At 73.7% G+C, this 24,446-nt stretch carries 23 protein-coding genes; 9 read left to right on the forward strand and 14 right to left on the reverse strand.

From position 1 onward, the window contains the following. Positions 1 to 21: 21 nt before the first annotated feature. Positions 22 to 570 (reverse strand): antibiotic biosynthesis monooxygenase, encoded by a 549-nt coding sequence (locus LN652_RS11030; protein WP_230440678.1) that lies wholly within the window; start codon positions 568 to 570, stop codon positions 22 to 24. 132 nt (positions 571 to 702) lie between these two features. Between LN652_RS11030 and LN652_RS11035 the strand changes: the two genes are divergently transcribed. Beyond that, a complete protein-coding gene (locus LN652_RS11035; RefSeq protein WP_230440679.1) occupies positions 703 to 1,704 on the forward strand; it encodes a sulfotransferase family protein in 1,002 nt (333 codons plus the stop codon). Here LN652_RS11035 and LN652_RS11040 read toward each other — a convergent pair. The 8 genes from LN652_RS11040 to LN652_RS11075 form a co-directional block, all read right to left on the reverse strand. Continuing rightward, positions 1,688 to 2,566 carry a hypothetical protein gene (locus LN652_RS11040; RefSeq protein WP_230440680.1) on the reverse strand — a complete coding sequence of 293 codons (879 nt, stop codon included), beginning with the start codon at positions 2,564 to 2,566 and terminating at the stop codon, positions 1,688 to 1,690. The two genes, LN652_RS11035 and LN652_RS11040, sit on opposite strands and share 17 nt — an antisense overlap. 55 nt (positions 2,567 to 2,621) lie before the next feature. Next, entirely contained in the window at positions 2,622 to 3,617 is a 996-nt protein-coding gene (locus tag LN652_RS11045; protein WP_230440681.1) for a hypothetical protein, read from the reverse strand. Then, the gene (locus LN652_RS11050; RefSeq protein WP_230440682.1) at positions 3,614 to 4,180 is read right to left on the reverse strand and encodes an RNA polymerase sigma factor; all 567 of its coding nucleotides are present in this window, start codon (positions 4,178 to 4,180) and stop codon (positions 3,614 to 3,616) included. The genes LN652_RS11045 and LN652_RS11050 overlap by 4 nt, the downstream gene beginning before the upstream one ends. A 64-nt stretch (positions 4,181 to 4,244) precedes the next feature. Then, complete coding sequence (locus LN652_RS11055; RefSeq protein ID WP_230440683.1) at positions 4,245 to 4,514, reverse strand: acylphosphatase; 270 nt, start codon at positions 4,512 to 4,514, stop codon at positions 4,245 to 4,247. A gap of 83 nt (positions 4,515 to 4,597) precedes the next feature. Next, complete coding sequence (locus tag LN652_RS11060; protein WP_230440684.1) at positions 4,598 to 5,455, reverse strand: hypothetical protein; 858 nt, start codon at positions 5,453 to 5,455, stop codon at positions 4,598 to 4,600. Further along, positions 5,452 to 6,396 carry an ABC transporter ATP-binding protein gene (locus tag LN652_RS11065; RefSeq protein ID WP_230440685.1) on the reverse strand — a complete coding sequence of 315 codons (945 nt, stop codon included), beginning with the start codon at positions 6,394 to 6,396 and terminating at the stop codon, positions 5,452 to 5,454. Before LN652_RS11065 ends, LN652_RS11060 begins: the two co-directional genes overlap by 4 nt. A gap of 109 nt (positions 6,397 to 6,505) precedes the next feature. Beyond that, positions 6,506 to 7,195, reverse strand: a complete 690-nt coding sequence (locus tag LN652_RS11070) for a response regulator (RefSeq protein WP_230440686.1) — start codon at positions 7,193 to 7,195, stop codon at positions 6,506 to 6,508. After that, the gene (locus LN652_RS11075) at positions 7,192 to 8,370 is read right to left on the reverse strand and encodes a sensor histidine kinase (RefSeq protein WP_230440687.1); all 1,179 of its coding nucleotides are present in this window, start codon (positions 8,368 to 8,370) and stop codon (positions 7,192 to 7,194) included. The genes LN652_RS11070 and LN652_RS11075 overlap by 4 nt, the downstream gene beginning before the upstream one ends. 74 nt (positions 8,371 to 8,444) lie before the next feature. Between LN652_RS11075 and LN652_RS11080 the strand changes: the two genes are divergently transcribed. Continuing rightward, on the forward strand, positions 8,445 to 9,884 hold the full coding sequence (locus LN652_RS11080) for an MFS transporter (protein ID WP_230440688.1): 1,440 nt from the start codon (positions 8,445 to 8,447) through the stop codon (positions 9,882 to 9,884). A 116-nt stretch (positions 9,885 to 10,000) separates the two neighbouring features. Here LN652_RS11080 and purB read toward each other — a convergent pair whose 3' ends face one another. The 3 genes from purB to LN652_RS11095 are packed head-to-tail and all read right to left on the reverse strand — an operon-like array spanning position 10,001 to position 14,041. Then, positions 10,001 to 11,419, reverse strand: a complete 1,419-nt coding sequence (gene purB / locus LN652_RS11085) for an adenylosuccinate lyase (protein ID WP_230440689.1) — start codon at positions 11,417 to 11,419, stop codon at positions 10,001 to 10,003. A gap of 46 nt (positions 11,420 to 11,465) precedes the next feature. Next, positions 11,466 to 12,761 carry a phosphoribosylamine--glycine ligase gene (purD, locus tag LN652_RS11090; protein ID WP_230440690.1) on the reverse strand — a complete coding sequence of 432 codons (1,296 nt, stop codon included), beginning with the start codon at positions 12,759 to 12,761 and terminating at the stop codon, positions 11,466 to 11,468. Continuing rightward, positions 12,758 to 14,041, reverse strand: a complete 1,284-nt coding sequence (locus LN652_RS11095; RefSeq protein ID WP_230440691.1) for an adenylosuccinate synthase — start codon at positions 14,039 to 14,041, stop codon at positions 12,758 to 12,760. The genes purD and LN652_RS11095 overlap by 4 nt, the downstream gene beginning before the upstream one ends. Before the next feature lie 187 nt (positions 14,042 to 14,228). Here LN652_RS11095 and LN652_RS11100 point away from each other — a divergent pair, with 187 nt between their 5' ends. After that, complete coding sequence (locus tag LN652_RS11100) at positions 14,229 to 15,140, forward strand: diacylglycerol/lipid kinase family protein (RefSeq protein WP_230440692.1); 912 nt, start codon at positions 14,229 to 14,231, stop codon at positions 15,138 to 15,140. A gap of 16 nt (positions 15,141 to 15,156) precedes the next feature. On the opposite strand, the gene LN652_RS11105 is transcribed toward LN652_RS11100, so the two are convergent. Beyond that, the gene (locus tag LN652_RS11105) at positions 15,157 to 16,137 is read right to left on the reverse strand and encodes a helix-turn-helix domain-containing protein (RefSeq protein WP_230440693.1); all 981 of its coding nucleotides are present in this window, start codon (positions 16,135 to 16,137) and stop codon (positions 15,157 to 15,159) included. 284 nt (positions 16,138 to 16,421) lie between these two features. On the opposite strand from LN652_RS11105, the gene lysS reads away from it, so the two are divergent. Both lysS and LN652_RS11115 read left to right on the forward strand, forming a co-directional pair. Further along, complete coding sequence (gene lysS, locus LN652_RS11110; protein ID WP_230440694.1) at positions 16,422 to 18,131, forward strand: lysine--tRNA ligase; 1,710 nt, start codon at positions 16,422 to 16,424, stop codon at positions 18,129 to 18,131. A gap of 263 nt (positions 18,132 to 18,394) precedes the next feature. Beyond that, complete coding sequence (locus LN652_RS11115) at positions 18,395 to 19,426, forward strand: type IV toxin-antitoxin system AbiEi family antitoxin domain-containing protein (RefSeq protein WP_230440695.1); 1,032 nt, start codon at positions 18,395 to 18,397, stop codon at positions 19,424 to 19,426. Positions 19,427 to 19,581: 155 nt separating this feature from the next. Here the strand turns inward: LN652_RS11115 and LN652_RS11120 are convergent, their stop codons facing one another. Then, entirely contained in the window at positions 19,582 to 20,046 is a 465-nt protein-coding gene (locus LN652_RS11120) for an acyl-CoA thioesterase (protein WP_230440696.1), read from the reverse strand. A 50-nt stretch (positions 20,047 to 20,096) separates the two neighbouring features. Between LN652_RS11120 and LN652_RS11125 the strand changes: the two genes are divergently transcribed. The 4 genes from LN652_RS11125 to LN652_RS11140 all read left to right on the forward strand — a co-directional run bounded on the left by LN652_RS11125 (position 20,097) and on the right by LN652_RS11140 (position 24,261). Then, complete coding sequence (locus LN652_RS11125; RefSeq protein ID WP_230440697.1) at positions 20,097 to 20,519, forward strand: DUF3151 domain-containing protein; 423 nt, start codon at positions 20,097 to 20,099, stop codon at positions 20,517 to 20,519. Between the two features lie 153 nt (positions 20,520 to 20,672). Next, positions 20,673 to 20,888, forward strand: a complete 216-nt coding sequence (locus tag LN652_RS11130) for a DUF3311 domain-containing protein (RefSeq protein ID WP_230440698.1) — start codon at positions 20,673 to 20,675, stop codon at positions 20,886 to 20,888. Next, positions 20,885 to 22,603, forward strand: a complete 1,719-nt coding sequence (gene mctP / locus LN652_RS11135) for a monocarboxylate uptake permease MctP (RefSeq protein WP_230440699.1) — start codon at positions 20,885 to 20,887, stop codon at positions 22,601 to 22,603. Before LN652_RS11130 ends, mctP begins: the two co-directional genes overlap by 4 nt. Before the next feature lie 128 nt (positions 22,604 to 22,731). Next, on the forward strand, positions 22,732 to 24,261 hold the full coding sequence (locus LN652_RS11140; protein ID WP_268932164.1) for a DHA2 family efflux MFS transporter permease subunit: 1,530 nt from the start codon (positions 22,732 to 22,734) through the stop codon (positions 24,259 to 24,261). Positions 24,262 to 24,446 lie beyond the last annotated feature (185 nt).

A 24,446-nucleotide genomic window follows, 5' to 3' on the forward strand; every position in this document is an offset into this window, starting at 1 on the left:
GACCGGGCGCCGCGGCACCGCTCAGCGGTGCAGCCACCAGCTCATCCGGCGGGTGATCCACGGCAGGAAGACGTAGGTCATCAGCGGCGTCATCACGCTCGTCACCAGCACGACCCGCGGCACCAGGGCCCAGTCGGCGATCAGGTGCGAGGCCGTCCAGTTGGCCAGCAGGCTGAGCGGCAGGAAGACCATGAAGATGGTGACCATCTGCTTCCAGCGCGGCGGCGCGGGCGGCGCGGCGCTGAGCGACTCGACCGAGGCCGGCTCGTCGAACCAGCCCTCGATGCCCGTACGCCGCTCGCGCCGCTTCTCCTCGACGCTCCCCTGGGCGGCCTCGAGCCACCACGCGCGCTGCGGCGACGCCTCCCAGGCGGCCAGGGACTCGGCGTCGGCGAAGCGGTAGAGCATGTGCCACTCCTCCGAGTCCGCGCTCGGGCGCACCCAGCCCGAGCCGAGGAACCCCTCGAACCGCTCGGCCATCGAGGTGCCCGCCTGCATCCAGGCCAGCATCTGCGTGGTGTGCGACGGGTCGACGTGGCGCGTGACGGAGACGGTGACGGGGGCGCTCATGACCCTCAGTGTCGGGCGTGCGGGCGCGTGCGGTGAAGCCGACGGCGACGAGATCCCGGCCACTCGGACCACTGGCGCCACATTGTCGACTGACTTAGTGTACTTAGGTCAAGGACCACCCCGGGAGGACCCGTGACCCGAGCACCACGCCCCGACTTCCTCGTGATCGGCGCACCCAAGGCCGGCACCACCGCCCTGCACGCGGCCCTCGCCCAGCACCCCGACGTCTACGTCTGCGACCCCAAGGAGCCGAAGTACTGGCTGTGCGACGGCGCGCCGCCACCGGCGTGGTGCGGGCCGGGCGACAAGCACTCCCAGCAGGAGTGGATCTGGCGGGCCGAGCAGTACTTCCCGCTCTTCGAGCCCGCCGCCGAGCACCAGGTCCGCGGCGAGAGCACGCCCTTCTACCTGTGGAGCCGCAGCGCCCACCGCCGGATCGCCGAGGACCTCCCCCGCGTGCGGCTGGTCGCCGTGGTCCGCGACCCGATCGACCGCGCCTACAGCAACTGGATGCACCTGTGGTCCGACGGGCTCGAGCCCGAGTCGGACTTCGTCACCGCGTTCGGCCGCGAGGACGAGCGGGTCCGGGCCGGCTGGGCGCCGTTCTGGCGCTACCGCGAGCTGGGCCGCTACGGCGAGCAGCTCCAGCACCTGCACCGCCACGTCGACCCGGCGCGGATCCTCGTCGTGCGCTACCGCGACCTCGTCGACGAGCCGGCCGCGACGGTCGACCGGGTCAGCCGGTTCCTCGGGATCCGCGAGGGCCAGGTCGACACCATCCCGCGCGACAACTCGCGCGCGTTCGTGCCCCCGGGCTGGCGCCCGCGGGTCTTCGGTCCGGTCGTGCGGGGCGGTGCGCGCCTGGGCCAGTTCGCGCCACCGCAGGTCTGGCGCCGCGTGCACCCGCTGACGATCGGCCTGCTCAGCGACCGCAGCGAGGCCGCGCGACCGCGGCTCGACGCGGTGTGCCGCCAGCGCCTGGTCGACACCTACGCCGACGACATCGGCCTGCTGAGCGAGCTCACCGGCCAGGACTTCGAGGACTGGCTCTCGCCCGAGAGCCGCGGCTCCTACGCCGAGCGGTCGGCGACCGTGACCCGCCTCGTCGACCGCGGGGTCAGCGCACGCAGGTGACCAGGTCGTGCGAGCCGTCGGGGCCGGCCGCCTCGACGTAGTAGCGCACCCGGCCGTCCGGCAGCGGGACCGCGGTGGCGTAGCGGAAGGCGCCGTCGGAGTGCGGCGAGCGGATCGGCGGCTGGGCGGTGCGGGTGAGCGCGGTGCCGTCCCAGGTGGCGACGCCGGTGGTCTCGAACCAGTTGGACTCGGCGTCGGGGCGCCCGTCGTAGAGCACGGTGCCGTCGGGGAGGACCGCGCTGACCCGGGCGCCACGTGCGTCCCACTCGCCCGGCCGGCCGGCGAGCACCTCGCCGCGGTCGACCCAGTCGAGGCCGTCGGCGCTGGTGAGGCGGCGCGTGGTCATCCGGTCCTCGTGGCCGGGCTCGTCGAGCGGGTGGCAGCACAGCCACATCTCGTAGCCGTCGTCCCCGACCGTGATCACCGGGTCCTTGACCCCGGTGTCGCGGTCGCCCTCGTGCACCCGCTGCCGTACGCCCTGCGGCAGGCCCTCGACGGTGTCGGCGGTCAGGCTGTCGACCCACCAGTGCTTCGAGCCCGGCGTGGCGCACGAGAGGTAGAGCCGCCAGCCGCCCCCGAGCAGCGGCACGAGGACCGGGCGCTCGAAGGACTCCGCGCCGAACGCCTCGCGCGACACCTCGGCGACCGGCTCGAACGCCACCCCGTCGTCCGAGCGCGCGACCACGACCGAGACGCCGCGCCCGTCGGTGAGCGGGCGACGGACCCGCCAGGTGAGCCAGAAGACGCCGTCGACGAGGACTGCGCTCGCGGCGCCGGACCAGTTGCCGGCGCCGGGACCGGGAGCGGGCACGACGACCTGCACGTCGTCGTAGGTCGGCGGAGCGGTGGCGGTCGCGGTCATGCCGACACGATAGTCGACAAGGACACTGCAGAATCGGACGCGACCGCCGCCGGCCTCACTCGCAGCCGAGCCCCTGCCCGTACTCCGCCGGGACGCGACCGGCGACGACCTCGTCGGCGATCTCCCACAGCACGTCGGGGTAGTCGCCCTCGGCGTCCATGACGTGGAGGAACGCCCAGTCGTGGCTGCCCGCGAGCGCCGCCTGCGCCTGGCGCGCGGCCGCGTCGTCGCCTTCCTCGGTCGCGTCGGCGAACTGGTCGATCCAGGGGCAGGCGACCTGGGCTGCCACGTCCGCGCCGAGGTGGTAGGGGTCGCTCTCGTCGGAGGACGGGACGGCGGCCCCGGGAGCGAGGGGGACGCCGCGGAGCATGTCGACGATCGCCGCGTCGGCCTCGCCGCTCGTGACGAACTCCTCGGGGAGCGCCGCCTCGAAGGTCTCCTGGTCGGCCCAGTCGAGACGCGCCAGGAGGTCGAGGTAGGCCGCGCGGTCCATGCCCTCGCCCCGGACCTCGGGGAAGACGTCGCCGGCGACCGCACCGATCGCGGTCCGGTCGCTGGCCGAGTACGCCCACCAGCGTGCGTCGGCGCCGAGCAGCCCGGTCGGGGTGCCGCGGTCGACCTGCGGGTGGTCGATGTGCTCGCGGTCGCGGACGTAGCCGGCGCGGGTGTCGGACGCGCGGAGGTGGACGGTGAGGGTGGCCGAGCCGTCGGACCACTCGACCTCGCTCTCCGGGCCGCCCGGCTCCGAGACGTCGGTGATCGTCCACCCCGGGGCGTCCAGCACGACGCGCTCGAGGGCCTGCGGTGCGGCGTAGACCGACGTCGGCTCGTCGCGCGACAGCAGCCAGCTCGGCACGGCGACGAGCGCGGCCGCGGCCGCCGCGGCGACGAGCGTCGCCGCCCAGCGGCGCAGGTGGCGCGGGGAGGTGTCGGCGGGGGACGGGGCGGTGCGCTCGTCGAGCGACGTGGACATGATCTCCTCCAGGAGCTCGGCCCTCGCCGCGGCGAGCGGCAGCCCGGAGACCTCGTCGTCGGTCAGTCGCGGAGTCATCGCTCCTCCTCTCGGCTGGGGATCGGTTGCTTGCCCTGGACATGTCCGCCCGCCGGCGGATCGTTGCCGAGCAGGTCGCGCAACCTGGCCCGCGCCCGGGAGAGCCGCGGGCGGACCACGCTCGCCGGGAGCCCGAGGACCTCCGCGATCTCGCGCGACTCGAGCCCCTCCCAGAGGTGCAGCTGGAGGACCTCCTCGTCCCGCGCGCTCAAACGGGCCATCGCCGCGTCGACGGCGGCGTCCTGGACGACCCGGTCGCTGAAGTCGGGCACGACGAGGCGCAGGTCGTGCCGCAGCCGGTCGCCGAGCCGGCGGCGGCGCAGGTCGCCGCGGCGGTGGTTGGCGAGCTGGCGGCGCGCGACGGCGTAGAGCCACGGCCGCTCGCCGTCGCCGTCCGGCACGTGGGCCAGCCGTCGCCACGCCACCAGGAAGGTCTCGGCCGTGACGTCGGCCGCGTCCTCGACGCGCTCGCAGCGCCTCAGCGCGTAGCCCAGCACGCCGTCGAAGTGCGCGGCGTAGAGCCCACGGAAGCGCCGGTCGCGCTCGTCCCCCGAGTTGTCCATGCCTCCCCCGTGTCCGGCAGCCCGACGATCGTTGCAGCCGCCGCCGACCTTTCTGGCCGTGACCTCAGCCGGTGGTCTCGAAGGAGGCCGCGCCGGTGGGCGCGTCGTCACGGACCGCGACGTGCTCCACGCGCGCGGAGGGCGGACCGGTGCGACACCACTCGACGAGCGCGTCGACGGCCGAGCCCTCGCCCTCGGCGTGCAGCAGCACCGAGCCGTCGACCTCGTTGCGCACCCAGCCGGCGACCCCGAGCTCGCGGGCGCGTTGCTCGGTGTGCCACCGGAACGCCACGCCCTGGACCCGCCCCGTGACCCGTGCCTGCACCGCCTTCATGCCCCGATCATGCCCCGCGAGCTCCGCGCCCGCAGGGACGGCAGGACCCCGGACGGCCGGGGCGGCCGTCCGGGGCGTCGGGGTCAGACGTCGCGCCGCACCACCGACCGGGCCGCGAGCCCGAGGACGACCACCACCCACGCGACGAGGATCGCGCTCCCGGTGGCACCGTCGATGGTGATGTCGCCGCTCGCCTGGACCGTCGTGATCGCCGCCGCCGCGTTGCTCGGAAGCACCTGCAGCACCTCGTCGGCCGAGTCGGGGAGCAGGGCGCCGACGATCGGCGGCGCGATGAGGACGACCGCCATCAGTGCGCCGACGCTCGAGGCGATGGTGCGCGTCAGCAGGCCCAGGCCCATGCCGAGCAGGGCGACGGCGGTGAGCCAGCCGGTCATGCCCAGGAGCTGGCCGAGCACGCCGTCGGAGGACAGGGTGAGCGAGGGCTCGCCGCGCGCGTCGAGCACGGCGTTGCCGGCGAGGAACGCCCCCACCGTGGCGACGAGGCTGGTCGGCACGACGACGCCGGCCAGGACCACCGCACGGGCGAGCAGCACCCGGCCCCGGTGCGGGGTCGCGACGAAGGTGGTCACCACCATCCGGGAGCCGTGCTCGCGGGCGCCGACGAGGCACCCGAGCACGCCCACCAGCAGCACGGAGAAGTTCGCGCCGGTCAGCACGGTCTGCAGCGGGTCGCCGCTGGCGAAGCTGGGGCCGCCAGGCGCCGGGGCGTCGCTGCCGACCGCGGCGGCGGCCACCGTGCCGACGAGGACCATCACGACCGCGGCCGCGCCGAGGACGTACCAGTTCGTGCGGAGGGTGGCGAAGGACAGCCACTGCGAGCGGAGGGCGGCGCCGGGGCCGGGGACGCGGGCGTCGACCGGCACGGTGTCGAGGGTGGCCCGGCCGGGCAGCTGCCCGGCGTCGTCGGTGATGGTGCTCATGCTGCGCTCCTCGGGGAGTCGGTGGGGGTCTTCGCGGCGGTGGCGCCGGAGTAGGTGACGGCGTCCTGGGTGAGCGCGGAGTAGGCCTCCTCCAGGGTCGCCTCGCGGGGGGTGAGCTGGTGGAGCTCGATCCCGTGCTGGGCGGCGAGGCGACCGATGGCGGGCGCCTCGAGTCCCACGACGGCGAGCTCGTCGGCCGCTGCCGACTCCACGACGACGTCGTCGCCGGCGACGAGGGCCGCAAGACGGGCCGCGTCGGGCGAGCGCACCAGCACGTGGCGCCGCGACGACCCGGAGAGGAAGTCCGCCATCGACGTGTCCGCGAGGACGCGGCCCCGACCGATCACCACGAGGTGGTCGGCCACGAGCTCCAGCTCGCTCATCAGGTGGCTGGAGAGCAGCACGGTGCGGCCCTCCGCGGCCAGCTCGGCGAGCAGGCGGCGGATCCACTGGATGCCGTCGACGTCGAGGCCGTTGACCGGCTCGTCGAGCATCACCGCGGCGGGGTCGCCGAGCAGGGCGACGGCGATGCCGAGCCGCTGGCCCATGCCGAGCGAGAAGGAGCCGAGGCGGCGGTCGGCGACGTCGGCCAGGCCGACCAGCCCCAGGACCTCGTCGACGCGCCGGCGCGGCACGCCGCCGGCCGCCGCCACGACCCGGAGGTGGGCACGGGCCGTGCGGCCCGGGTCGGCCGCCTTCGCGTCGAGCAGCACGCCCAGGGTCCGCATCGGGTGCTCGTGGTCGCGGTAGGGCCGTCCCGCGACGGTGGCGGTGCCGGCGGTCGGACGGTCGAGCCCGGCGACCATCCGCATGGTGGTGGACTTGCCGGCCCCGTTGGGACCCAGGAAGCCGGTCACCCGGCCGGGCTGCACGGTGAAGCTCACGTCGTCGACGGCGAGCTGCTCGCCGTAGGCCTTGGTGAGCCCTCGGACCTCGATCATGGTGGTTCTCCTCGGACTGGTGGTGGACTCCTCCAGCCTCGTCCGCGGCGGCGCCCCGCGCGTCGTACGCGTGGCGACACCTGGCGTACTCCCGGGGGAGTACGCCGGCTCATCCCTCGGTCGGCGGCACCAGCCCCGAGCGGTAGGCCCAGACGACGACCTGGGCGCGGTCGCGGGCGCCGAGCTTGCCCATCGCACGGGTGACGTGGGTCTTGGCGGTCAGCGGGGAGACGACGAGCCGCTCGGCGATCTCGGCGTTGTCGAGGCCCAGCGCGACCAGCGACACGACCTCGAGCTCGCGCGGGGTGAGCTCGGACTCGCGGACCCCGCGCGGGACGTACGCCTCGGTGTCGGGAGCGGCGAGGTAGCGGCGGATCAGCGACCGGGTGGCGCTCGGCGAGAGCAGCGCCTCCCCCGCGGCGACGGTCCGGATCGCGTCGAGGAAGTCGGCCGGCTCGACGTCCTTGCCGAGGAACCCCGCGGCGCCGGCGCGCACGGCCTCCGCGACGTGGGCGTCGGTCTCGAAGGTGGTGAGGACGAGCACGTGGACACCCGCCAGCTCGGGGTCCGCGCTGATCTCGCGCGTCGCGCCCAGGCCGTCGAGCCGGGGCATGCGGACGTCCATCACGACCACGTCGGGCCGGTGCTCGCGCACCAGCGCGAGGGCCTGCACCCCGTCCTCGGCCTGCGCCACGACCTCGAGGTCGGGAGCGCTGGCGACCAGCGCCGCGAAGCCGGTGCGGATGAGGGCCTGGTCGTCCGCGAGGAGCACGCGGACCGGCGTCGAGGGATCGCTCACGCGCGCACCGGGATCTCGGCCCGGACCCGCCACCGGTCACCGTCGGCACCGGCCTCGAGCGTGCCACCGTGGGTCGCGACCCGCTCCCGCATGCCGACCAGCCCGTGCCCGCCGCCGGCGGGGGCGCCCGGCCGGACGACGTTGACGACCTCGACGACCGTGCTCCCCGGGCCGTGCGCCACCTCCACGTCGGCCGACCCGTCGCCGTGCCGGGCGGCATTGGTCAACGCCTCCTGCAGCACCCGGTAGGTGGCGAGCGCGGCACCGCGGTCGAGCCGGTGCGGGTCGCCGCTGACGCGCGCCCGGACGTCGAGGCCGCTGCGGCGGGCCGCGGCGATCAGCTCCTCGACCTCGGCCGCCGTCGGGGCGGGCGCGGTCTCGTCCCCTGCGCGGAGCACGCCCAGGAACGCCGGCAGCTCGCGCATCACCGCGCCGCTCGCCTCGCGCACGTGGCCGAGCGCCTCCCGCGCACCGGCGGTGTCTGCGGGCTCGCCGTCGAGGAGGTGGCGGGCCACCCCGGCCTGCACGTTGACGACCGCGATCTGGTGGGCCACCACGTCGTGGAGGTCGCGGGCGATCCGCAGCCGCTCCTCGGCGACGCGGCGCTGCGCCTCCTCGTCGCGGGTCGACTCCGCCTGCCGGGCCCGCAGCCGGGCAGCGTCGAGGGCCAGGCGCTGGGACCGGGCGGCGATCCCGAGCGCGGCGGCCAGCACCGTCCAGGGCAGGACGCCGCGCTGGAGGGCCTCCCCTGCCGGCAGCCCGGCGAGCAGCAGCGCGCCCACGACGGCGGACGGGACCGCCACGGCGACTGTGACCGTGGTCCGCAGCGTCGAGCGGGACGCGACCGTGTAGGTCGCGAAGAGCGAGGGCAGCGTGACCTGGGCGGCGTCGGGGAGGCGGGTGAGCGAGACGAGCGCCAGCAGCACCGTCACGCCGAGCACGCCCCACGGGAGCCGCTGTCGCAGCAGGAGGACGGCGCAGGCCACGAGGGCCAGCAGCTGCCCCGGCCCGTCGAGCGGGGCCAGGAGCCCGGGCGTCGCAGCACCACCGTCGCCGATGCCCGGTGCGAGCACGGCGGGGACGCAGAGCAGCGCGATCCCGACGTCCACGAGGCGCGGGTGGCGCGCCAGCAGCGTCGCCTCCTCGTGGCTCGCGACCGTCTGCTCCACCGTCACACCCGGACGATAGCCCGGAGCGGCCCCCACCGAAGGGTGGACGGATGCGACCGGCGCGGTGCCACGCTGGGGTGGTGACCCAGGAGGAGCGGACGGCGGAGCGCGCCGAGGACCACGCGGCGTACGAGCCCGACCCCCGCCGGTGGCGGGTGCTCGCGGTGTCGCTGGTCGTCGGGTTCATGTCGCTGCTCGACGTCACCATCGTCAACGTCGCCGTCCCCTCGATCCGCGCGGGCCTCGACACCTCCGCCGCGACCGTGCAGTGGGTCGTCTCGGGCTACGCGCTCGCCTTCGGCATGACGCTGGTGGCCGGTGGCCGGCTCGGGGACGCGCACGGGCGGCGACGGATGATGACGATCGGGCTGATCGGCTTCGTGGTCTCGAGCGCCGCGGTCGGCCTGGCGCCCAACGCGGCGGCGATCGTGCTGGCCCGGCTGGCGCAGGGGGCGAGCGCCGGGCTGCTGACGCCGCAGAACTCGGGGCTGATCCAGCAGCTGTTCCGCGGCGAGGAGCGCGGGCGTGCGTTCGGCATGTTCGGCTTCACGGTGGCCGTCGCCTCGGCCACCGGTCCGCTGATCGGCGGAGCGCTGATCGGCCTGCTCGGCGAGGAGAACGGCTGGCGCTCGCTCTTCCTGGTCAACGTCCCGATCGGGCTGGTCGCGCTCGTGCTGATCCGGCGGATGGTGCCCGACAACGACGCGGCGTCGAGCACCGACGACCAGCGCATCGACGTCGTCGGCGCGGTGCTGCTCGGCGTCGCGGTGCTGGCGGTGCTCTACCCGCTGGTCAGCCTGGAGGGCGGCGCCGGGCTGCCGCTGGTGCTGCTGCTCGCCTTCCCGCCGCTCGCCTGGGCGTTCGTGCGGTGGGAGCGACGGACCGTACGGCTGGACCGTCCCCCGCTGCTCGACGTGTCGCTGCTGCGCGGGCTCCCGGGCTACGCCAACGGCCTGCTCGTCGGCACCCTCTACTTCACCGGCTTCACCGGCATCTTCCTCGTCCTGTCGGTCCACCTGCAGGAGGGCGAGGGGTTCTCGCCGCTGCACGCGGCGCTGCTGATGACGCCGTTCGCGGTCGGCTCCGCGGCCACGTCGCCCCTGGCCGGGCGGCTGGTCGGGCGGCTCGGTCGCCGGGTCACGCTGGTCGCCCTCGCGGTGATGATGACCGGCACGGCGCTCGCCGCGTGGCTGGTGACCTCGCCGTCCGACACCCTGTGGTGGACCCTCGCGCCGGCGATGCTCCTCGCCGGCGTCGGCGGCGGCGGGGTGATCTCGCCGAACTTCACCCTCAGCCTCGCGGAGGTGCCGCCCGAGATGGGCGGCGCGGCGGGCGGCGCGCTCCAGACCGGCCAGCGGATCGGGTCGGCGCTCGGCGCCGCCCTGCTGATGACGGTCTACCAGGCCGTCGGCACCGTGGCGTCCGCCCCGGTCGCCGCGCGCTCGGCGCTCCTCGCCGCGCTCGCGGTGCTCGCCGTCGCGTTTGCCGCCGCGATCCGCTCGTGGCGGCTGGGCGACTGACGACCGGCCGTGCGGCCCCTGCCGCCCTTTCAGCGATCCCCGGCTGACCGGGGATCGCTGAACTTGTCAGGCCGTGCATGCCCTGACAAGTTCAGCGAGAGCCTGACCGACCGGCGCTACAGGATCGCGCCGGGGACGTACGCCGCCGCGTCGGGGAAGCGGGCCGCCAGCGCCTCGACCCGGGCGACGACCGCGCGGGTCTGGGCGACGGCGGCGCCGGTGAACTCGATCGGGTCGGCGACGAGCGCGTCGATCTGCTCGCGCGTGAGGCCGAGCCGCTCGTCGGCGGCGAGCTTCGCGAAGACGTCGTTGTCGGCCTGGCCGGCGCGCATCGCGAGCGCGGTGCCGACGGCGGCCTCCTTGATCGCCTCGTGCGCGGCCTCGCGGCCGACGCCGTTGCGGACCGCCGCCATCAGCACCTTGGTGGTGGTGAGGAACGGGAGGTAGCGGTCGAGCTCGCGCTGGATCACCGCGGGGAAGGCACCGAACTCGTCGAGCACGGTGAGGAAGGTCTGGAAGAGCCCGTCGGTGGCGAAGAACGCGTCGGGCAGCGCGACCCGGCGGACGACGGAGCAGGAGACGTCGCCCTCGTTCCACTGGTCGCCGGCGAGCTCGCTGACCATCGAGAGGTGGCCGCGCAGGATGACGGCGAGGCCGTTGACCCGCTCGCAGGAGCGGGTGTTCATCTTGTGCGGCATCGCCGACGAGCCGACCTGGCCCTCCTTGAAGCCCTCGGTGACCAGCTCGTGGCCGGCCATCAGGCGCACGGTCGTCGCGAGGTTGGACGGGCCGCTGACCAGCTGGACGAGCGCGGCGACGACGTCGAAGTCGAGCGAGCGGGGGTAGACCTGGCCGACGCTGGTCAGCACCTGCTCGAAGCCGAGGTGGGCGGCGACCCGCTCCTCGAGCTCGTCGAGGCGCGACGCGTCGCCGTCGAGGAGGTCGAGCATGTCCTGCGAGGTGCCCATCGGGCCCTTGATGCCGCGCAGCGGGTAGCGCGCGAGCAGCTCCTCGACGCGCTGGACGCCGATCAGCATCTCGTCGGCGACCGTGGCGAAGCGCTTGCCGAGGGTGGTGGCCTGGGCGGCGACGTTGTGGGAGCGGCCGGCCATCACGGTGGCCTCGTGCTCGGCGGCGAGCCGGCCGAGGCGGACCAGCGCGGCGACCGCGCGGTCGCGGACCAGCTCGAGCGAGCGGCGCACCTGCAGCTGCTCGACGTTCTCGGTGAGGTCGCGCGAGGTCATCCCCTTGTGGATGTGCTCGTGCCCGGCCAGGGCCGAGAACTCCTCGATCCGCGCCTTCACGTCGTGGCGGGTGATCCGCTCGCGCGCCGCGATGGAGGCCAGGTCGACCCGGTCGACGACGGCTTCGTAGGCCTCGACGACGCCGTCCGGCACGTCGATGCCGAGGTCGCGCTGCGCCTTCAGCACCGCGATCCAGAGCTGTCGCTCGAGGACGATCTTGTGCTCGGGCGACCAGATCTCGGCGAGGTCGGCGCCGGCGTAACGGGTGGCCAGGACGTTGGGGACGCTCACGGGCACCCATCCTCCCACCTCGGACGCCGGGCCCCGACGTCGCACCTCAGCCGCGGGACGCGGCGCCCTCCACGACGCCCAGCGGCTCCGCGGCGATGTCGGAGCGGCGCTGCTGGCCGTCGAAGGAGATCAGGTCGGCGGCGGCGTACGCCCGGGCGCGGGCGTCGGCGACGTCGTAGCCGACGGCGCGCACGGCCAGCACCCGCCCGCCGGCGGTGACGAGGTGGCGGTGGTCGGGGTCGCCGGCCTCGGGCGCGTCGACGAGCGCCGTGCCGGCGTGGATCACGTCGACGTCGTGGACGCCGTTGGCGCGGCCCACGCCGCGGACGACGTCGCCCTTCGACGAGGTCTCGGGGTAGCCCGCGCTCGCCAGCACCACCGACACCGCGGCGCCGTCGGCGAAGGTCGGCTCCGGAGCGCCGGCGAGGTCGCCGTCGGCCGCCGCCTTCAGCAGCACGCCCAGCGGCGAGGTGAGCAGCGCCAGCACCGGCTGCACGTCGGGGTCGCCGAAGCGGCAGTTGAACTCGATCACCCGCGGCCCGTCGGCGGTCAGCGCCAGGCCGACGTAGAGGCAGCCGACGAACGGCGCGCCGAGCCGGCGCATCTCGGCGAGGGTGGGCGCGACCACCTGCTCCATGACCAGGTCGACGGTGCCCGCGGGCAGCCACGGGAGCGGGGAGTACGACCCCATGCCGCCGGTGTTGGGTCCGCGACCGCCGTCGTGGATCCGCTTGAAGTCCTGGGCGGGCTGGAGCGGACGGCCGACCTCGCCGTCGCAGACGACGAACAGCGAGAACTCGGGCCCGTCGAGGAACTCCTCGACCACGACGCGATCGCAGCCGGCGGCGTGGGCGAGCGCCTCGTCGCGGTCGGTGGTGACCACGACGCCCTTGCCGGCGGCCAGCGCGTCGTCCTTGACGACGTGGGGCGCACCGAACGCGTCGAGCGCGGCCGCGACCTCCTCGGCGGTGGTGCAGGTCCGCGAGCCCGCGGTCGGCACGCCGGCGCGCGCCATCACGTCCTTGGAGAAGGCCTTCGAGCCCTCGAGGCGGGCCGCGGCCCGCGACGGGCCGAAGACCGCGATGCCGGCCTCCCGCACGGCGTCGGCGACGCCCGCGACGAGCGGCGCCTCGGGGCCGACGACGACCAGGTCGGCGCCGATCGTGGCGGCCAGCGCCGCGACGGCCGCGCCGTCCATCGGGTCGACGGCGTGCAGCGTGGCGACCTCGGCGATTCCGGGGTTGCCAGGGGCGGCGTGCACCTCCTGCACGGCCGGGTCGAGCGAGAGGGACAGGGCGAGCGCGTGCTCCCGGCCGCCGGTGCCGACGACGAGCACCTTCACCCGTTCACCACCAGGGTCTGCTCACGGCCGGGCCCGACCCCGACGCCCCAGAACTTCGCGCCGGACATCTCCTCGAGCGCCTTGACGTAGACCTGGGCGTTCTTCGGGAGCTCGTCGAAGCTGCGGCAGCCGGAGATGTCGGAGCCCCAGCCCTCGAAGTACTCGTAGACCGGCGTGGCGTGGTGGAACTCGGTCTGGGTCATCGGCATCTCGTCGACGCGCTGGCCGTCGATCTCGTAGGCGACGCAGACCGGGATCCGCTCCCACGCGCCGAGGATGTCGAGCTTGGTGAGGAAGAACTCGGTGAGGCCGTTGACCCGGCTGGCGTAGCGGGCGACGACCGCGTCGTACCAGCCGCACCGGCGGGTGCGACCGGTCGAGACGCCGATCTCGCCGCCGAGCTGCTGGAGCTGGACGCCGTCCTCGTCGAAGAGCTCGGTGGGGAACGGGCCGGAGCCGACGCGGGTCGTGTACGCCTTGATCACGCCGATGACCCGGTCGATCCGGGTCGGGCCGATGCCCGCGCCGACGCAGACGCCGCCGGCGACCGGGTTGGACGACGTGACGAAGGGGTACGTCCCGTGGTCGACGTCGAGCATCGTGGCCTGGGCGCCCTCGAAGAGGACCGTCTGGCCGGCGTCCAGCGCCTTGTTGAGCAGCAGCGACGTGTCGCACACCATCGGTCGCAGCCGCTCGGCGTAGGACGTGAGCTCCTCGACGACCGCCTCGACCTCGATGGCGCGGCGGTTGTAGACCTTGGTCAGCAGGTGGTTGCGCAGGTCGAGCGCGGCCTCCACCTTCTGGGCCAGGATCTTCTCGTCGAAGAGGTCCGCGATCCGCACGCCGACGCGGTTGATCTTGTCGGCGTACGCCGGGCCGATGCCGCGGCCGGTGGTGCCGATCTGGTTCTTGCCGAGGAAGCGCTCGGTGACCTTGTCGATGGTGGCGTGATAGCTGGCGATGACGTGGGCGTTGGCGCTCACCTTGAGGTCGGCCACCTCGACGCCGCGCGCGACGAGCCCGTCGAGCTCGCGGAACAGCGCCTCCGGGGAGACGACCACGCCGCCCGCGATCACCGACGTCGCACCCGGCGTCAGGATCCCGCTCGGCAGCAGGTGCGTGGCGTACTTCTCGCCGTTGACGACGATGGTGTGGCCGGCGTTGTGGCCGCCGCTGGTGCGGACGACGAAGTCGATCGGGTCGGTGGTGGCGAGCAGGTCGGTGGCCTTGCCCTTGCCCTCGTCACCCCACTGGGCACCGAGCACGACGATTGCGGGCATCTCAGCCCTCCTCAAGACATTGCGGCGAATGCGTACGAAATGACAACAGCCCCGGCACAAGGCGCCGGGGCTCTTGCGGCCACACGCTACCGCACCCGGCCGGCCCCGCCATCCCCGCGCGGGTGCGGTGGGCACCCCCACCCCGAGGCAGGCGGCGCGGTGGGGGCAGGTCGGCTAGGGTCCGCCCGTGCGCTCTCTGCTGGTCATCACCAACGCGGGCGCCGGCACCTCGGACGAGGAGAACCTCGCCACGGCGCTGGCGGTCCTGCGCGAGGAGGCGTCGGTCGAGGTGGCGCGCACCTCCAACCCGGGCGAGCTCGACGGCGTGCTGCACCGCGCGGGCGGGCGTACGGTCGTGGTCGCCGGCGGCGACGGCAGCATGCACGCGGTCGTCACCGCGCTGCACAAGCGCCGCGAGCTGTCGGGAGCCACGCTCGCGCTGCTCCCGATGGGCACCGGCAACGACTTCGCCCGCGGCAACGACATCCCGCTCGACATCGCCGAGGCGGCCCGCCTGGTGCTGACCGGCGAGCCGCGCCCGGTCGACCTGCTGCTCGACGAGACCGGCAACGTGGTCGTCAACAACGTGCACGTCGGCGTCGGCGCGCAGGCCAGCCGCAAGGGCGCGAAGTGGAAGGGCCGGCTCGGCTCGATCGGCGTCGGCAAGGTCAACCTCGGCAAGCTCGGCTACCCGATCGGCGCCGCGCTGTCCGCCTTCCACCCGCCGAGCTGGCGCCTGCGCGTCGAGGTCGACGGCGAGGTCGTCAACGACGTCGACCGGCCCGTGCTGATGGTCGCCATCGGCAATGGCGCCAACGTCGGCGGCGGGACCGAGCTCAACCCGGACGCCGACACCGAGGACGGCCGGCTCGACGTCATGATCAGCCGGGCCGTGCGACCGACCGCCAAGGTCGGCTACGTCGTGGGGCTCAGCCGCGGCCGCCACGACGAGCGCGACGACGTCGTCACGCTGCGCGGGCGCTCGGTGAAGGTCAGCGGCGACGAGTTCTGGCTGTCGGCCGACGGCGAGATCTCCGGCCCGGAGCGCAGCCGCAGCTGGCGGCTGGAGTCGGGCGCGTACCGGATGATCCTGCCCTGACCGGCACGGCCGCCCCCTAGAGCCAGCCGCGGTGGGCGGCCTCGACGCCGGCCTGGAAGCGGGTGTCGACGTCGAGCTCGTCCATCAGCGCCGCGACCCGCCGGCGCACGGTGCGCAGGCTGATGTCGAGGTTGCGCGCGATCTGCTCGTCCTTGACGCCGTCGGCGAGCTCGGCGAGCAGCAGCCGGCGCTGGTCGTGCTCCGGCAGCCGACCCACGCGCGCGTCGACCCGGCCGGCGGACTCCCACAGCAGGTCGAAGTAGGCCTGGAACATCCCGACCACGGCCGGCTGGCGGACCACCACGCGGCGCTCGGCGCCGACCCCCAGCGGCTCGGGGACGATCGCGCGGCGCGGGCCGACCACGACCAGCCGGGTCAGCACGCTCGGCACCACCCGGATCTCCTCACCGATCGCGGCGCGGGTGCGCAGCACCTCCGGCGCCTCCGACAGCGCCCGGGCGGGGTAGATGGCCCGGACCCGTCGACCCGACCGCACCGCGTTGCCCACCGCGACGGCCATCTCGGACTCGCTCGGGAAGCGCCACTGGTCGGGCCGCAGGAAGCTCAGGTCGCCGCGGTTCTCGCGCACCCACTGCGCGATCAGGGACGGCACGTCGCTCATCGCGGAGACGTCGCCGTCGACGAGCTGCTCGTGGTGCACGTGCTCGTCGCGGACCTCCGTCAGCCCGGGCAGCACGTCGGCGATGCGGTTGAGCTCGCGGCTGGCGACCAGCAGCTTCTCGGCCTGCTGGGCCAGGGCCCGGCTGGTCGCGGTGGCGGGGTCGACGACGTGCAGCACCCCGTCCTCGACGCTCGCGATGCTGAGCGCCACGAGGGGTTGCAGGCGGGCGAGCAGCTCCTCGACGGGCAGCAGCAGGCTGGCGGCGACCTGCTCGAGGGCCTGGCCCGAGCCCGGGAGGATGCGGCGGTAGAGCGGCTCGACGCGCTCGGGCAGGCCGAAGGCCGCCACCAGCCGGCCGTCCTCCGCGCGCGCCACAGTCTGGCATCTTAGTGTCATCGGCCACTTCTGGACACTGATCCGACCCCTCCGAGTGGCACAATCTGGCCGAACCACTCGGGGAGTTCCACGCGGACGCGGGGGTGACTGCGTGGACTTGTCCGAGAACGGACCAACGAGTGGTGGCGTCGGAGCCGCCACGGGGGACGGCTCCGACGCCCCTCGGCACCGCGGCTCCGACGCCGATCTCGTTCGCCCGGTCGCGCGTCCCACGGCCCGCACCGCCCGCGGGCGCGGCGCCCGGCCCCGATAACCTCTCCCGCATGGCGCGAGGTGGGCAGCAGAAGGGTGATCCCGTCGACTGGGTGACGCGGGCGGCGGACGACGCCGTGCGCCACGCCGGCGAGGGCAACCTCGTCACGGTGGCCTCCGGCGCCTCCCCCAGCGGCCCGATCCACCTGGGCAACCTGCGCGAGTTCATCACCCCGCACTTCGTCGCCGAGGAGCTGCGCCGCCGCGGCGTCGCGGTGCGCCACCTGCACTCCTGGGACGACTACGACCGCTTCCGCAAGGTCCCGGCCGGCGTCCCGGCCGAGTGGGCCGAGCACATCGGGCGCCCGCTGACCGCCGTGCCCGACCCCTGGGAGTGCCACGCGAGCTGGGCCGAGCACTTCAAGGCGCCGCTGCAGGAGGCCCTCGCCGAGCTCGGCGTGGAGATGGAGGAGGTCTCCCAGACGGAGATGTACACCTCCGGCGCCTACCGCGACCAGGTGCTGCTCGCGGTGTCCCGCCGCGCGGACATCGAGGCGGTGCTGGCCAAGCACCGCACCAAGAAGGTCACCGCGGGCGAGGACGCGTCCGAGCAGGAGGCGGCCGACCTCGCCGACTCCGTCGCCAACGAGGACGCCGGCGCCGCGGAGTCCGCCGACGCGATGGCGCGCTTCCCCTACCGGCCGTACTGCCGCCAGTGCGGCCGCGACACCGTCACCACGACGGCCTACGACGACGCCACCACGACGCTGTCCTACACCTGCTCCTCGTGCGGCTTCGAGGATACGACCGACCTGTCGACCGACACCGACGGCAAGCTGGTGTGGAAGGTCGACTGGCCGATGCGCTGGGCCTACGAGAAGGTCAACTTCGAGCCCGCCGGTCGCGACCACATGACGCCCGGCTCGTCCTACACCGTCGGCACCGAGATCGCGCCGTCCATCTTCGACTGGCGCGCCCCGGCCCGGGTGATCTACGCCTTCGTGGGCTTCGCCGGCGTGCAGAAGATGTCGTCCTCGGCCGGCGGCGTCCCGACCGCGACCGACGCGCTGCGGGTCCTCGAGTCGCCGATGCTGCGCTGGCTCTACGTCCGCCGCGCCCCGACCCAGGCGTTCGACATCGACTTCGGCCCCGCCGTCGTGCGGCTCTACGACGAGTGGGACGCGCTGGGCCGCAAGGCCGCCGACCCCGCAAAGGCCGACGTCGCCACCCTCGCCTGGCACCGTGCGTCGTCGACGGCCGCCGCCGGCACGCTGCCCACCTCGGCCGTCCCGGTCCCGTTCCGCACGCTGTCGTCGGTCGCGGACGTCACCGCCGGCTCGGCCGACCTGATCTCCCGGATCATCGAGTCGTCGGGCTTCCCGCACGACTCCGTGGACGACCTCCAGCCGCGGCTGTCGAAGGCGATGCAGTGGACCGCCGAGCACGTCCCGGCCGACGAGCGCACCACCGTCCGCGAGACGCCCGACACCGACCGCCTCGCCGCGCTCACCGAGGACGAGGAGCTGTGGCTGCGGATCTTCCTCGACCGGCTGCCCGAGGACGGCGACCTCGAGTCCGTGACGGCCGTGGTCTACGGAACCCCGAAGGTCGCCCGCGGCCTCGGCTTCGACGACGCCCCGACCGAGCAGGTCAAGGCGGACCAGAAGGACTTCTTCCGGCTGCTCTACAACCTGCTGGTCGACGCCGACCGCGGTCCCCGGCTCCCCACCCTCGTCCTGGCCCTCGGCCACGAGCGGGTGCGCCGGCTGCTGGGCGGCTGACGCCGGGCCGGGGGGCGCGGCCCGGCGCGGGGGCCCGGCCTCGACGAGCGCGGTCGAGCGGAGGATTCTCCGCCTGACGCACGCCATGGCGTGCGTCAGGCGTCAACGGAGTGTTCCTAGTCCCGGATTGCGGCCACGGGACGGGCCAGCGGACGTCCACAGCGTGCGCTCTCGAGCACCTGTCCACAGCTGTCGCGCAGTGCCGGTCGCGTACGCGTGCGAGAGCCGCGATGGTCACTCGCATGAGACCAGCCCTTCATGCAGTGGCAGCCCGGCAGCACGGGATCTTCACGCGCGCCCAGGCGATCCGATCTGGCTACACCGAACGCGAGGTGGCGGCGCTCACCAGGCCTGACGGGCAGTGGGCTGTGGTGCGGCTCGGGGTCTACTGCGAGCGCTCACTGGTCACTCCCCTCGACCTGCGGTCGAAGTGGTTGCTGAAGGACCACGCGGCCGTGCTGTCGTCGCGCCGGCCCGCCACAGCCAGCCACGACTCGGCCGCGCGTCTGCTGCGCATCGACACCCTCGACACGTCCGCCCCTGCGAGCCATCTCACGCTCTTCGGGCCGCGCGGCAGTCGTACCAACGGCGGGCTCACCCGACACCGGGACCAGCTGCCACTGTGCGTCGAGTGCGTCGACGGTGTCCTCACCACGTCGTACGCGCGGACCGCGATCGACATCGCGAGATGGCACGGCTATCGCCACGGGGTGGTCGCCATCGATGCCGTGCGCCGGCTCGGCGTACCGCGGTCCGACCTCGAGGCCGAGCTCGAGCGCATGCGACAGCACCCCCACATCGCGAGGGCGAAGGCCGCGCTGGCCGACTCGAATCCCGGGGCCGACTCGGTGCTGGAGACGCTGGGGCGCGAGCTCGTCGCGTCGCTGGACATCGGCGACGTCGAGACGCAGTTCGCCGTACGCATCGTCGGCGACCGCGTGGTGTGGTGCGACATCCGGGTCGGCTGCCACTTCTTCGAGTGCGAGGGGAAGCTGAAGCTGGTGCCGGTCTCGCGAGGTGGCGTGGCCGAGGAGCCGCCCGAGGACGTGCTGTGGAAGCAGCAGGCCCGACGTACGGATGTCTGCGCCGAGGGCTTCGGCATGTCCCGCATCGTGTGGGCGGACTGCTTCGAGCCCGGCTGGGAACGGGCGCGCGAGCGGCTGCGTCGCGAGTACGCCGTCACAGTGGCGCGCTTCGGCCGGACCCCCACCCCCGAGCAGCTCGAGTTCGCCGCGAACCATCCGCGACGCCGCCCCGCGACCCTCTGGACTCCCGAGCTCACTGCCGCGGCGTGACGCCATAGCGGGTCGAACTAGGACACAGCCGTTGACGCTAGGCGCACGCTATGGCGTGCGTCAGGCGGAGATATCTCCGCTCGAGTCGAGACGTTGACGCTGACGTTGACGTTGACGCTGACGCCGGCGCCGCGGGCGCGCCTCGCGGCGCGCCATCAGCGACGCAGGGCCACCGGATCGCCGGCGTACGCCTCCAGGTCGGCGCGGACGGCGTCGCTGATCGTCCACGCGGACGCGGCGTGGTGGTCCCACAGCACGTTGACGCACTCCCACACGGCGGCCGGGCGCCCGCCCGCCTCGACGCGGAGCTCCGCGGAGACGGTGAAGGAGGACGAGCCCACCCGGGAGACCCAGAGCGAGGCCAGGAACGGCTGGTAGGGCACGAAGCGCATCTCGGCGTGGTACTCGATGGTCTGCGAGGCGACCAGCTCGGAGACCCCGGCGTCGACGCCGTGCAGCAGCCCGGTCGCGCCGTCGGGGAGGCCGGGGAGCCGGGCGAAGCGCAGGAACTCGTAGCGGGCCTCGTCGAGCACCCGGACGGCCTCGACGTTGTCGACGTGCCCCGCGAGGTTGATGTCGCGGAAGCGTGCCTGGATCTCGGTCGTGAAGGTCTGGCCCATGCGGGAATCCTCCCGGACGGCGGCTGCGGACCGGGCCCTAGGGTGGGGCCATGACCTCCGGACCCTTCGGCGGTGACCTGATGGCAGGTCCCCCGCCCACCCACCTGCCCGCCGACCCCGCCGACGCCGCCCTCGCCGGGGGCGAGCAGCCCGCCGCCGTCGTCCGGCAGCACCCGGCGTCGCCGGCCGCGTGGGCCGCGCTCGCCGCGCACGCGAAGGAGCAGGGCGCCGACGACGTGACGGTCTACGCCTACGCCCGGGTCGGCTACCACCGCTCGCTCGACATGTTGCGCCGCAACGGCTGGAAGGGCCACGGCCCGGTGCCGTGGGAGCACGAGCCCAACCGCGGCTTCCTCCGCGCCCTCGCGCTGCTCGCGCTGTCCGCGCGTGCCATCGGCGAGACCGACGAGTGGGAGCGCTGCTCGACCTTCCTGCGCGACTCGAGCCCCGCGGCGGCCGACGAGCTGCTCTGACCGTTCGGCGCACCACCCCGCCCGCTGGTCTCGCCACCGCGCGGGGTGGGTGACGGCCGTCACCCCGGGGGTAAGGTCGCGCGGGTGAATCCCGGGAACACACCTCCTCCGTCGCGCCCCGAGCAGGGGCCACCTCCGACCGACAAGACGAAGATGGCCATCGCCGCCGTCCTGCTCGTCATCCCGATCGTCGCCCTGCTGTGGGTGCCGTCGTACGCCAGGGACGAGCCCGAGCTCTGGGGCTTCCCGTTCTTCTTCTGGTACCAGTTCCTCTGGGTCTTCATCTGCTCGGCGCTGACCTGGGCCGCCTACAAGCTCACCCTCTCGGCCCGCGGGCTGACCTCCCACAAGGCGGGTGAGGGCCGATGACCGCGCACACCACCGTGCTGGCCACCGACACCGGCGGGGTCAACGGTGTCGCGCTGGCCGTGCTGATCGCGCTGTTCCTGCTGGTCAGCGTCGCCGGCTTCATGGCCTCGCGCTTCAAGCGGGGCGAGTCGCTCGAGTCGCTCGACGAGTGGGGCCTGGGCGGCCGCAAGTTCGGCACCTGGATCACCTGGTTCCTGCTCGGCGGCGACCTCTACACGGCGTACACGTTCGTGGCGGTGCCGGCGGCGATGTTCGCGACCGGCGCGGTCGCCGGCTTCTTCGCCGTGCCCTACACGATCGTGCTCTACCCGATCATCTTCATCTTCATGGCGCGGCTGTGGTCGGTGAGCCACCGCCACGGCTACGTCACGACCGCCGACTTCGTCCGCGGCCGCTACGACAGCCGCGGCCTCTCGCTCGCCGTGGCCGTCACCGGCTTCGTCGCCACGATGCCCTACATCGCGCTCCAGCTCGTCGGCATCCAGGCCGTGCTCGAGGTGGCCGGCGTGGGCGGCGGCGACAACATCGTCGCCAAGGACGCGCCGCTGTTCATCGCGTTCGCGGTGCTGGCGGCGTTCACCTATTCCAGCGGCCTGCGCGCCCCCGCGGTGATCGCGTTCGTGAAGGACATCCTGATCTACCTCGTGATCATCGTCGCGGTGATCTACCTGCCCGGCCAGGTCGGCGGGTGGGACAACATCTTCGGCTCCGCGCAGGAGAAGATGGCGACGGTCAACGAGGCCACCGGCAAGCCGACGGGCTCGTTCCTGCCCGGCGTCGGCCAGGGCTGGGCCTACGCCACCCTCGCGCTCGGGTCGGCGATGGCGCTGTTCATGTACCCGCACTCGGTGACCGCGTCGCTGTCGTCGAGCTCGCGCAACACGATCCGTCGCAACGCCGCGATCCTGCCGGCGTACTCCTTCGTGCTCGGCCTGCTGGCCCTGCTCGGCTGGGTCGCGATCGCCGCCGGGACGCAGCCGATCGGGCTCGACGGCGAGCCGAACGCCCAGCTCGTCATCCCGCAGCTGTTCGAGGACATGTTCCCGGCCTGGTTCGCCGGGGTGGCGTTCGCCGCGATCGCGATCGGCGCCCTCGTGCCGGCCGCCATCATGTCGATCGCCGCTGCCAACACCTTCAGCCGCAACATCTACAAGGAGTGGCTCAAGCCCGACGCCACCCCGAAGCAGGAGGCCAAGGTCTCCAAGCTGATGTCGCTGCTGGTCAAGGCGTTCGCGCTGATCTTCGTGCTGACGCTCGACAAGCAGAACGCGATCAACTTCCAGCTCCTCGGCGGCATCTGGATCCTGCAGACCTTCCCGGCCGTGGTGTTCAGCCTCTTCACCCGGTGGTTCCACCGGTGGGCGCTGCTGGCGGGCTGGGCGGTGTCCATGGTCTACGGCACCATCGAGGCCTACCAGGTGATCAACCCGGTCACCGGCAAGCACTTCGGCGGCTCGCTGGCGATGGTGCCGGGCCTCGACGAGATGGGCTACATCGCGATGACCGCCTTCGCGATCAACCTGGTCATCGCCGTGGTCCTCAGCGCAATCCTCAACGCGGCCAAGGTCCCGAACGGGTCGGACGAGACGATCCCGTTCGACTACTTCGCCGACGCCGACGACCCGCGCGTGCAGAAGGACCTCGCCGAGCACTCCTCGCACGGCGAGCCCTACGGCGACCCGGACGACATCCCGGGCAACGCGCCGGCGCGCTGACGGGCGTACGCCGTCCGCCTCAGGGCGGTGTGTGAGGAGGATTCCCGGCCCGGGACATCCTCCTCACGCACCGCCCGCGGTGGTTTCCGGGGGGAATCGATGTCGGACCCCGGGTGTTCACTGGGACCGTGACCGCGACACCGGACCAGCACGTCCCGACCGACCAGCCCGACCAGCCCGACCCGTGGCCCGCCCTGTGGGCGCTGTGCATCGGGTTCTTCATGATCCTGGTCGACACCACGATCGTGACGGTCGCGACGCCGGCGATCATCGAGGACCTGCAGGCCGACGTGAACCAGGTGGTCTGGGTGACCTCGGCCTACCTCCTCGCCTACGCCGTCCCGGTCCTGATCACCGGCCGGCTCGGCGACCGCTACGGCCCCAAGAACCTCTACCTCGTCGGCCTCGTCGTCTTCACCGGCGCCTCGCTGGCCTGCGGGCTCACCACCACCATCGAGGGACTGATCGTCGCCCGGGTCGCCCAGGGCCTCGGCGCGTCGATGATGACGCCGCAGACGATGGCGGTCATCACCCGGGTGTTCCCCGCCGCGCGTCGCGGCTCGGCGATGGCGCTCTGGGGCGCGGTCGCCGGCGTCGCCACGCTGGTCGGCCCGATCGCCGGCGGCGTGCTGGTCGACGGCCTGGGCTGGGAGTGGATCTTCTTCGTCAACGTCCCGGTCGGGATCGTCGCGTTCGTGCTGGCGTGGCGCCTCGTCCCCAGCCTGGAGACCAACCACCACCGCTTCGACTGGCTGGGCGTCGCGCTCAGCGGCGTCGGCATGTTCCTGCTGGTCTTCGGCATCCAGGAGGGCGAGCAGTACGACTGGTCGACCATCACCGGACCGATCACGGTGTGGCGGCTGATCGTCGCCGGGCTGGTGGTGCTGGCGCTCTTCGTGTGGTGGCAGGCGCGCAACCGCAACGAGCCGCTCGTGCCGCTCAGCCTCTTCCGCGACCGCAACTTCTCGGTCTCCAACCTCGCGATCACGACCGTGTCCTTCGCGTTCACCGCGATGGGCTTCCCGCTGATGCTCTGGGCCCAGCTGGTGCGCGGCTACTCCCCCACCCAGGCCGGGCTGCTGCTGGCGCCGATGGCGATCACCTCGATCCTCGCCGCGCCGGTCGCCGGGCGGCTCACCGACCGGGTCCACCCGCGGGCGCTGACGCTCGGCGGCTTCGCGGCCCTCGGCGCCTCCTTCGTGCTGCTCAGCCAGGTCCTCGCCCCCGACACACCGCTGTGGCAGCTGGTGCTCGTCTTCGGCCTCGTCGGGCTCGGCAGCTCGTTCCTGTGGGGTCCGCTGGCCACCACCGCCAACCGCAACCTGCCGCCCCAGCGCGCGGGCGCCGGGTCGGGCGTCTACAACGCCACCCGCCAGGTCGGAGCGGTGCTGGGCTCGGCCGCGATCGCCGTCCTCATCGACGCCCGGCTGTCGGCCAACGGGCTGGAGTTCTCCCCCTCGGAGGCCTCGGGCGGCACGTCGCTGCCCGCCCAGGTCGCGGGGCCGTTCACCGACGCGATGGCCCAGTCGCTGCTCCTGCTCCCGGCGGTGCTGCTGCTCGGCCTGCTCGCCGTGCTGCTCTTCGAGCGCCCGCGCCACTTCGGCGCCGCGCCCGCGCGCGAGGGCGTACCGGCCGGCGCTGCCGCCGACCCCGCCTGAGCCCGCCCCGGGGCGTACCCCCGCCCGCTGGCGAGCCGTGCCCCGACGCACGCGAGCGGTGCCCCACCCACACTCTGGCCTCCGTGAATGTGGGTGAGACACCGCTCGTACGTGCGTCGGCGCGGGGCACGCCGGTGGGCGGTGCGTGACCCACCTTCCGCCGCGGCAAAAGGTGGGTGGGACAC

It is taken from the genome of Nocardioides okcheonensis (assembly GCF_020991065.1).
In the GTDB taxonomy this organism is placed as follows: Bacteria; Actinomycetota; Actinomycetes; order Propionibacteriales; family Nocardioidaceae; genus Nocardioides; species Nocardioides okcheonensis.

Coding starts and splice junctions, on each gene's coding strand:
- LN652_RS11120 (WP_230440696.1), bottom strand. CDS start 20,046: ATGGGCCAGACCTTCACGACCGAGATCCAGGCACGCTTCCGCGACATC.
- LN652_RS11060 (WP_230440684.1), bottom strand. CDS start 5,455: ATGAGCACCATCACCGACGACGCCGGGCAGCTGCCCGGCCGGGCCACC.
- LN652_RS11050 (WP_230440682.1), bottom strand. CDS start 4,180: ATGGACAACTCGGGGGACGAGCGCGACCGGCGCTTCCGTGGGCTCTAC.
- mctP (WP_230440699.1), top strand. CDS start 20,885: ATGACCGCGCACACCACCGTGCTGGCCACCGACACCGGCGGGGTCAAC.
- LN652_RS11130 (WP_230440698.1), top strand. CDS start 20,673: ATGGCCATCGCCGCCGTCCTGCTCGTCATCCCGATCGTCGCCCTGCTG.
- LN652_RS11065 (WP_230440685.1), bottom strand. CDS start 6,396: ATGATCGAGGTCCGAGGGCTCACCAAGGCCTACGGCGAGCAGCTCGCC.
- LN652_RS11125 (WP_230440697.1), top strand. CDS start 20,097: ATGACCTCCGGACCCTTCGGCGGTGACCTGATGGCAGGTCCCCCGCCC.
- lysS (WP_230440694.1), top strand. CDS start 16,422: ATGGCGCGAGGTGGGCAGCAGAAGGGTGATCCCGTCGACTGGGTGACG.
- LN652_RS11040 (WP_230440680.1), bottom strand. CDS start 2,566: ATGACCGCGACCGCCACCGCTCCGCCGACCTACGACGACGTGCAGGTC.
- LN652_RS11055 (WP_230440683.1), bottom strand. CDS start 4,514: ATGAAGGCGGTGCAGGCACGGGTCACGGGGCGGGTCCAGGGCGTGGCG.
- LN652_RS11030 (WP_230440678.1), bottom strand. CDS start 570: ATGAGCGCCCCCGTCACCGTCTCCGTCACGCGCCACGTCGACCCGTCG.
- LN652_RS11095 (WP_230440691.1), bottom strand. CDS start 14,041: ATGCCCGCAATCGTCGTGCTCGGTGCCCAGTGGGGTGACGAGGGCAAG.
- LN652_RS11045 (WP_230440681.1), bottom strand. CDS start 3,617: ATGACTCCGCGACTGACCGACGACGAGGTCTCCGGGCTGCCGCTCGCC.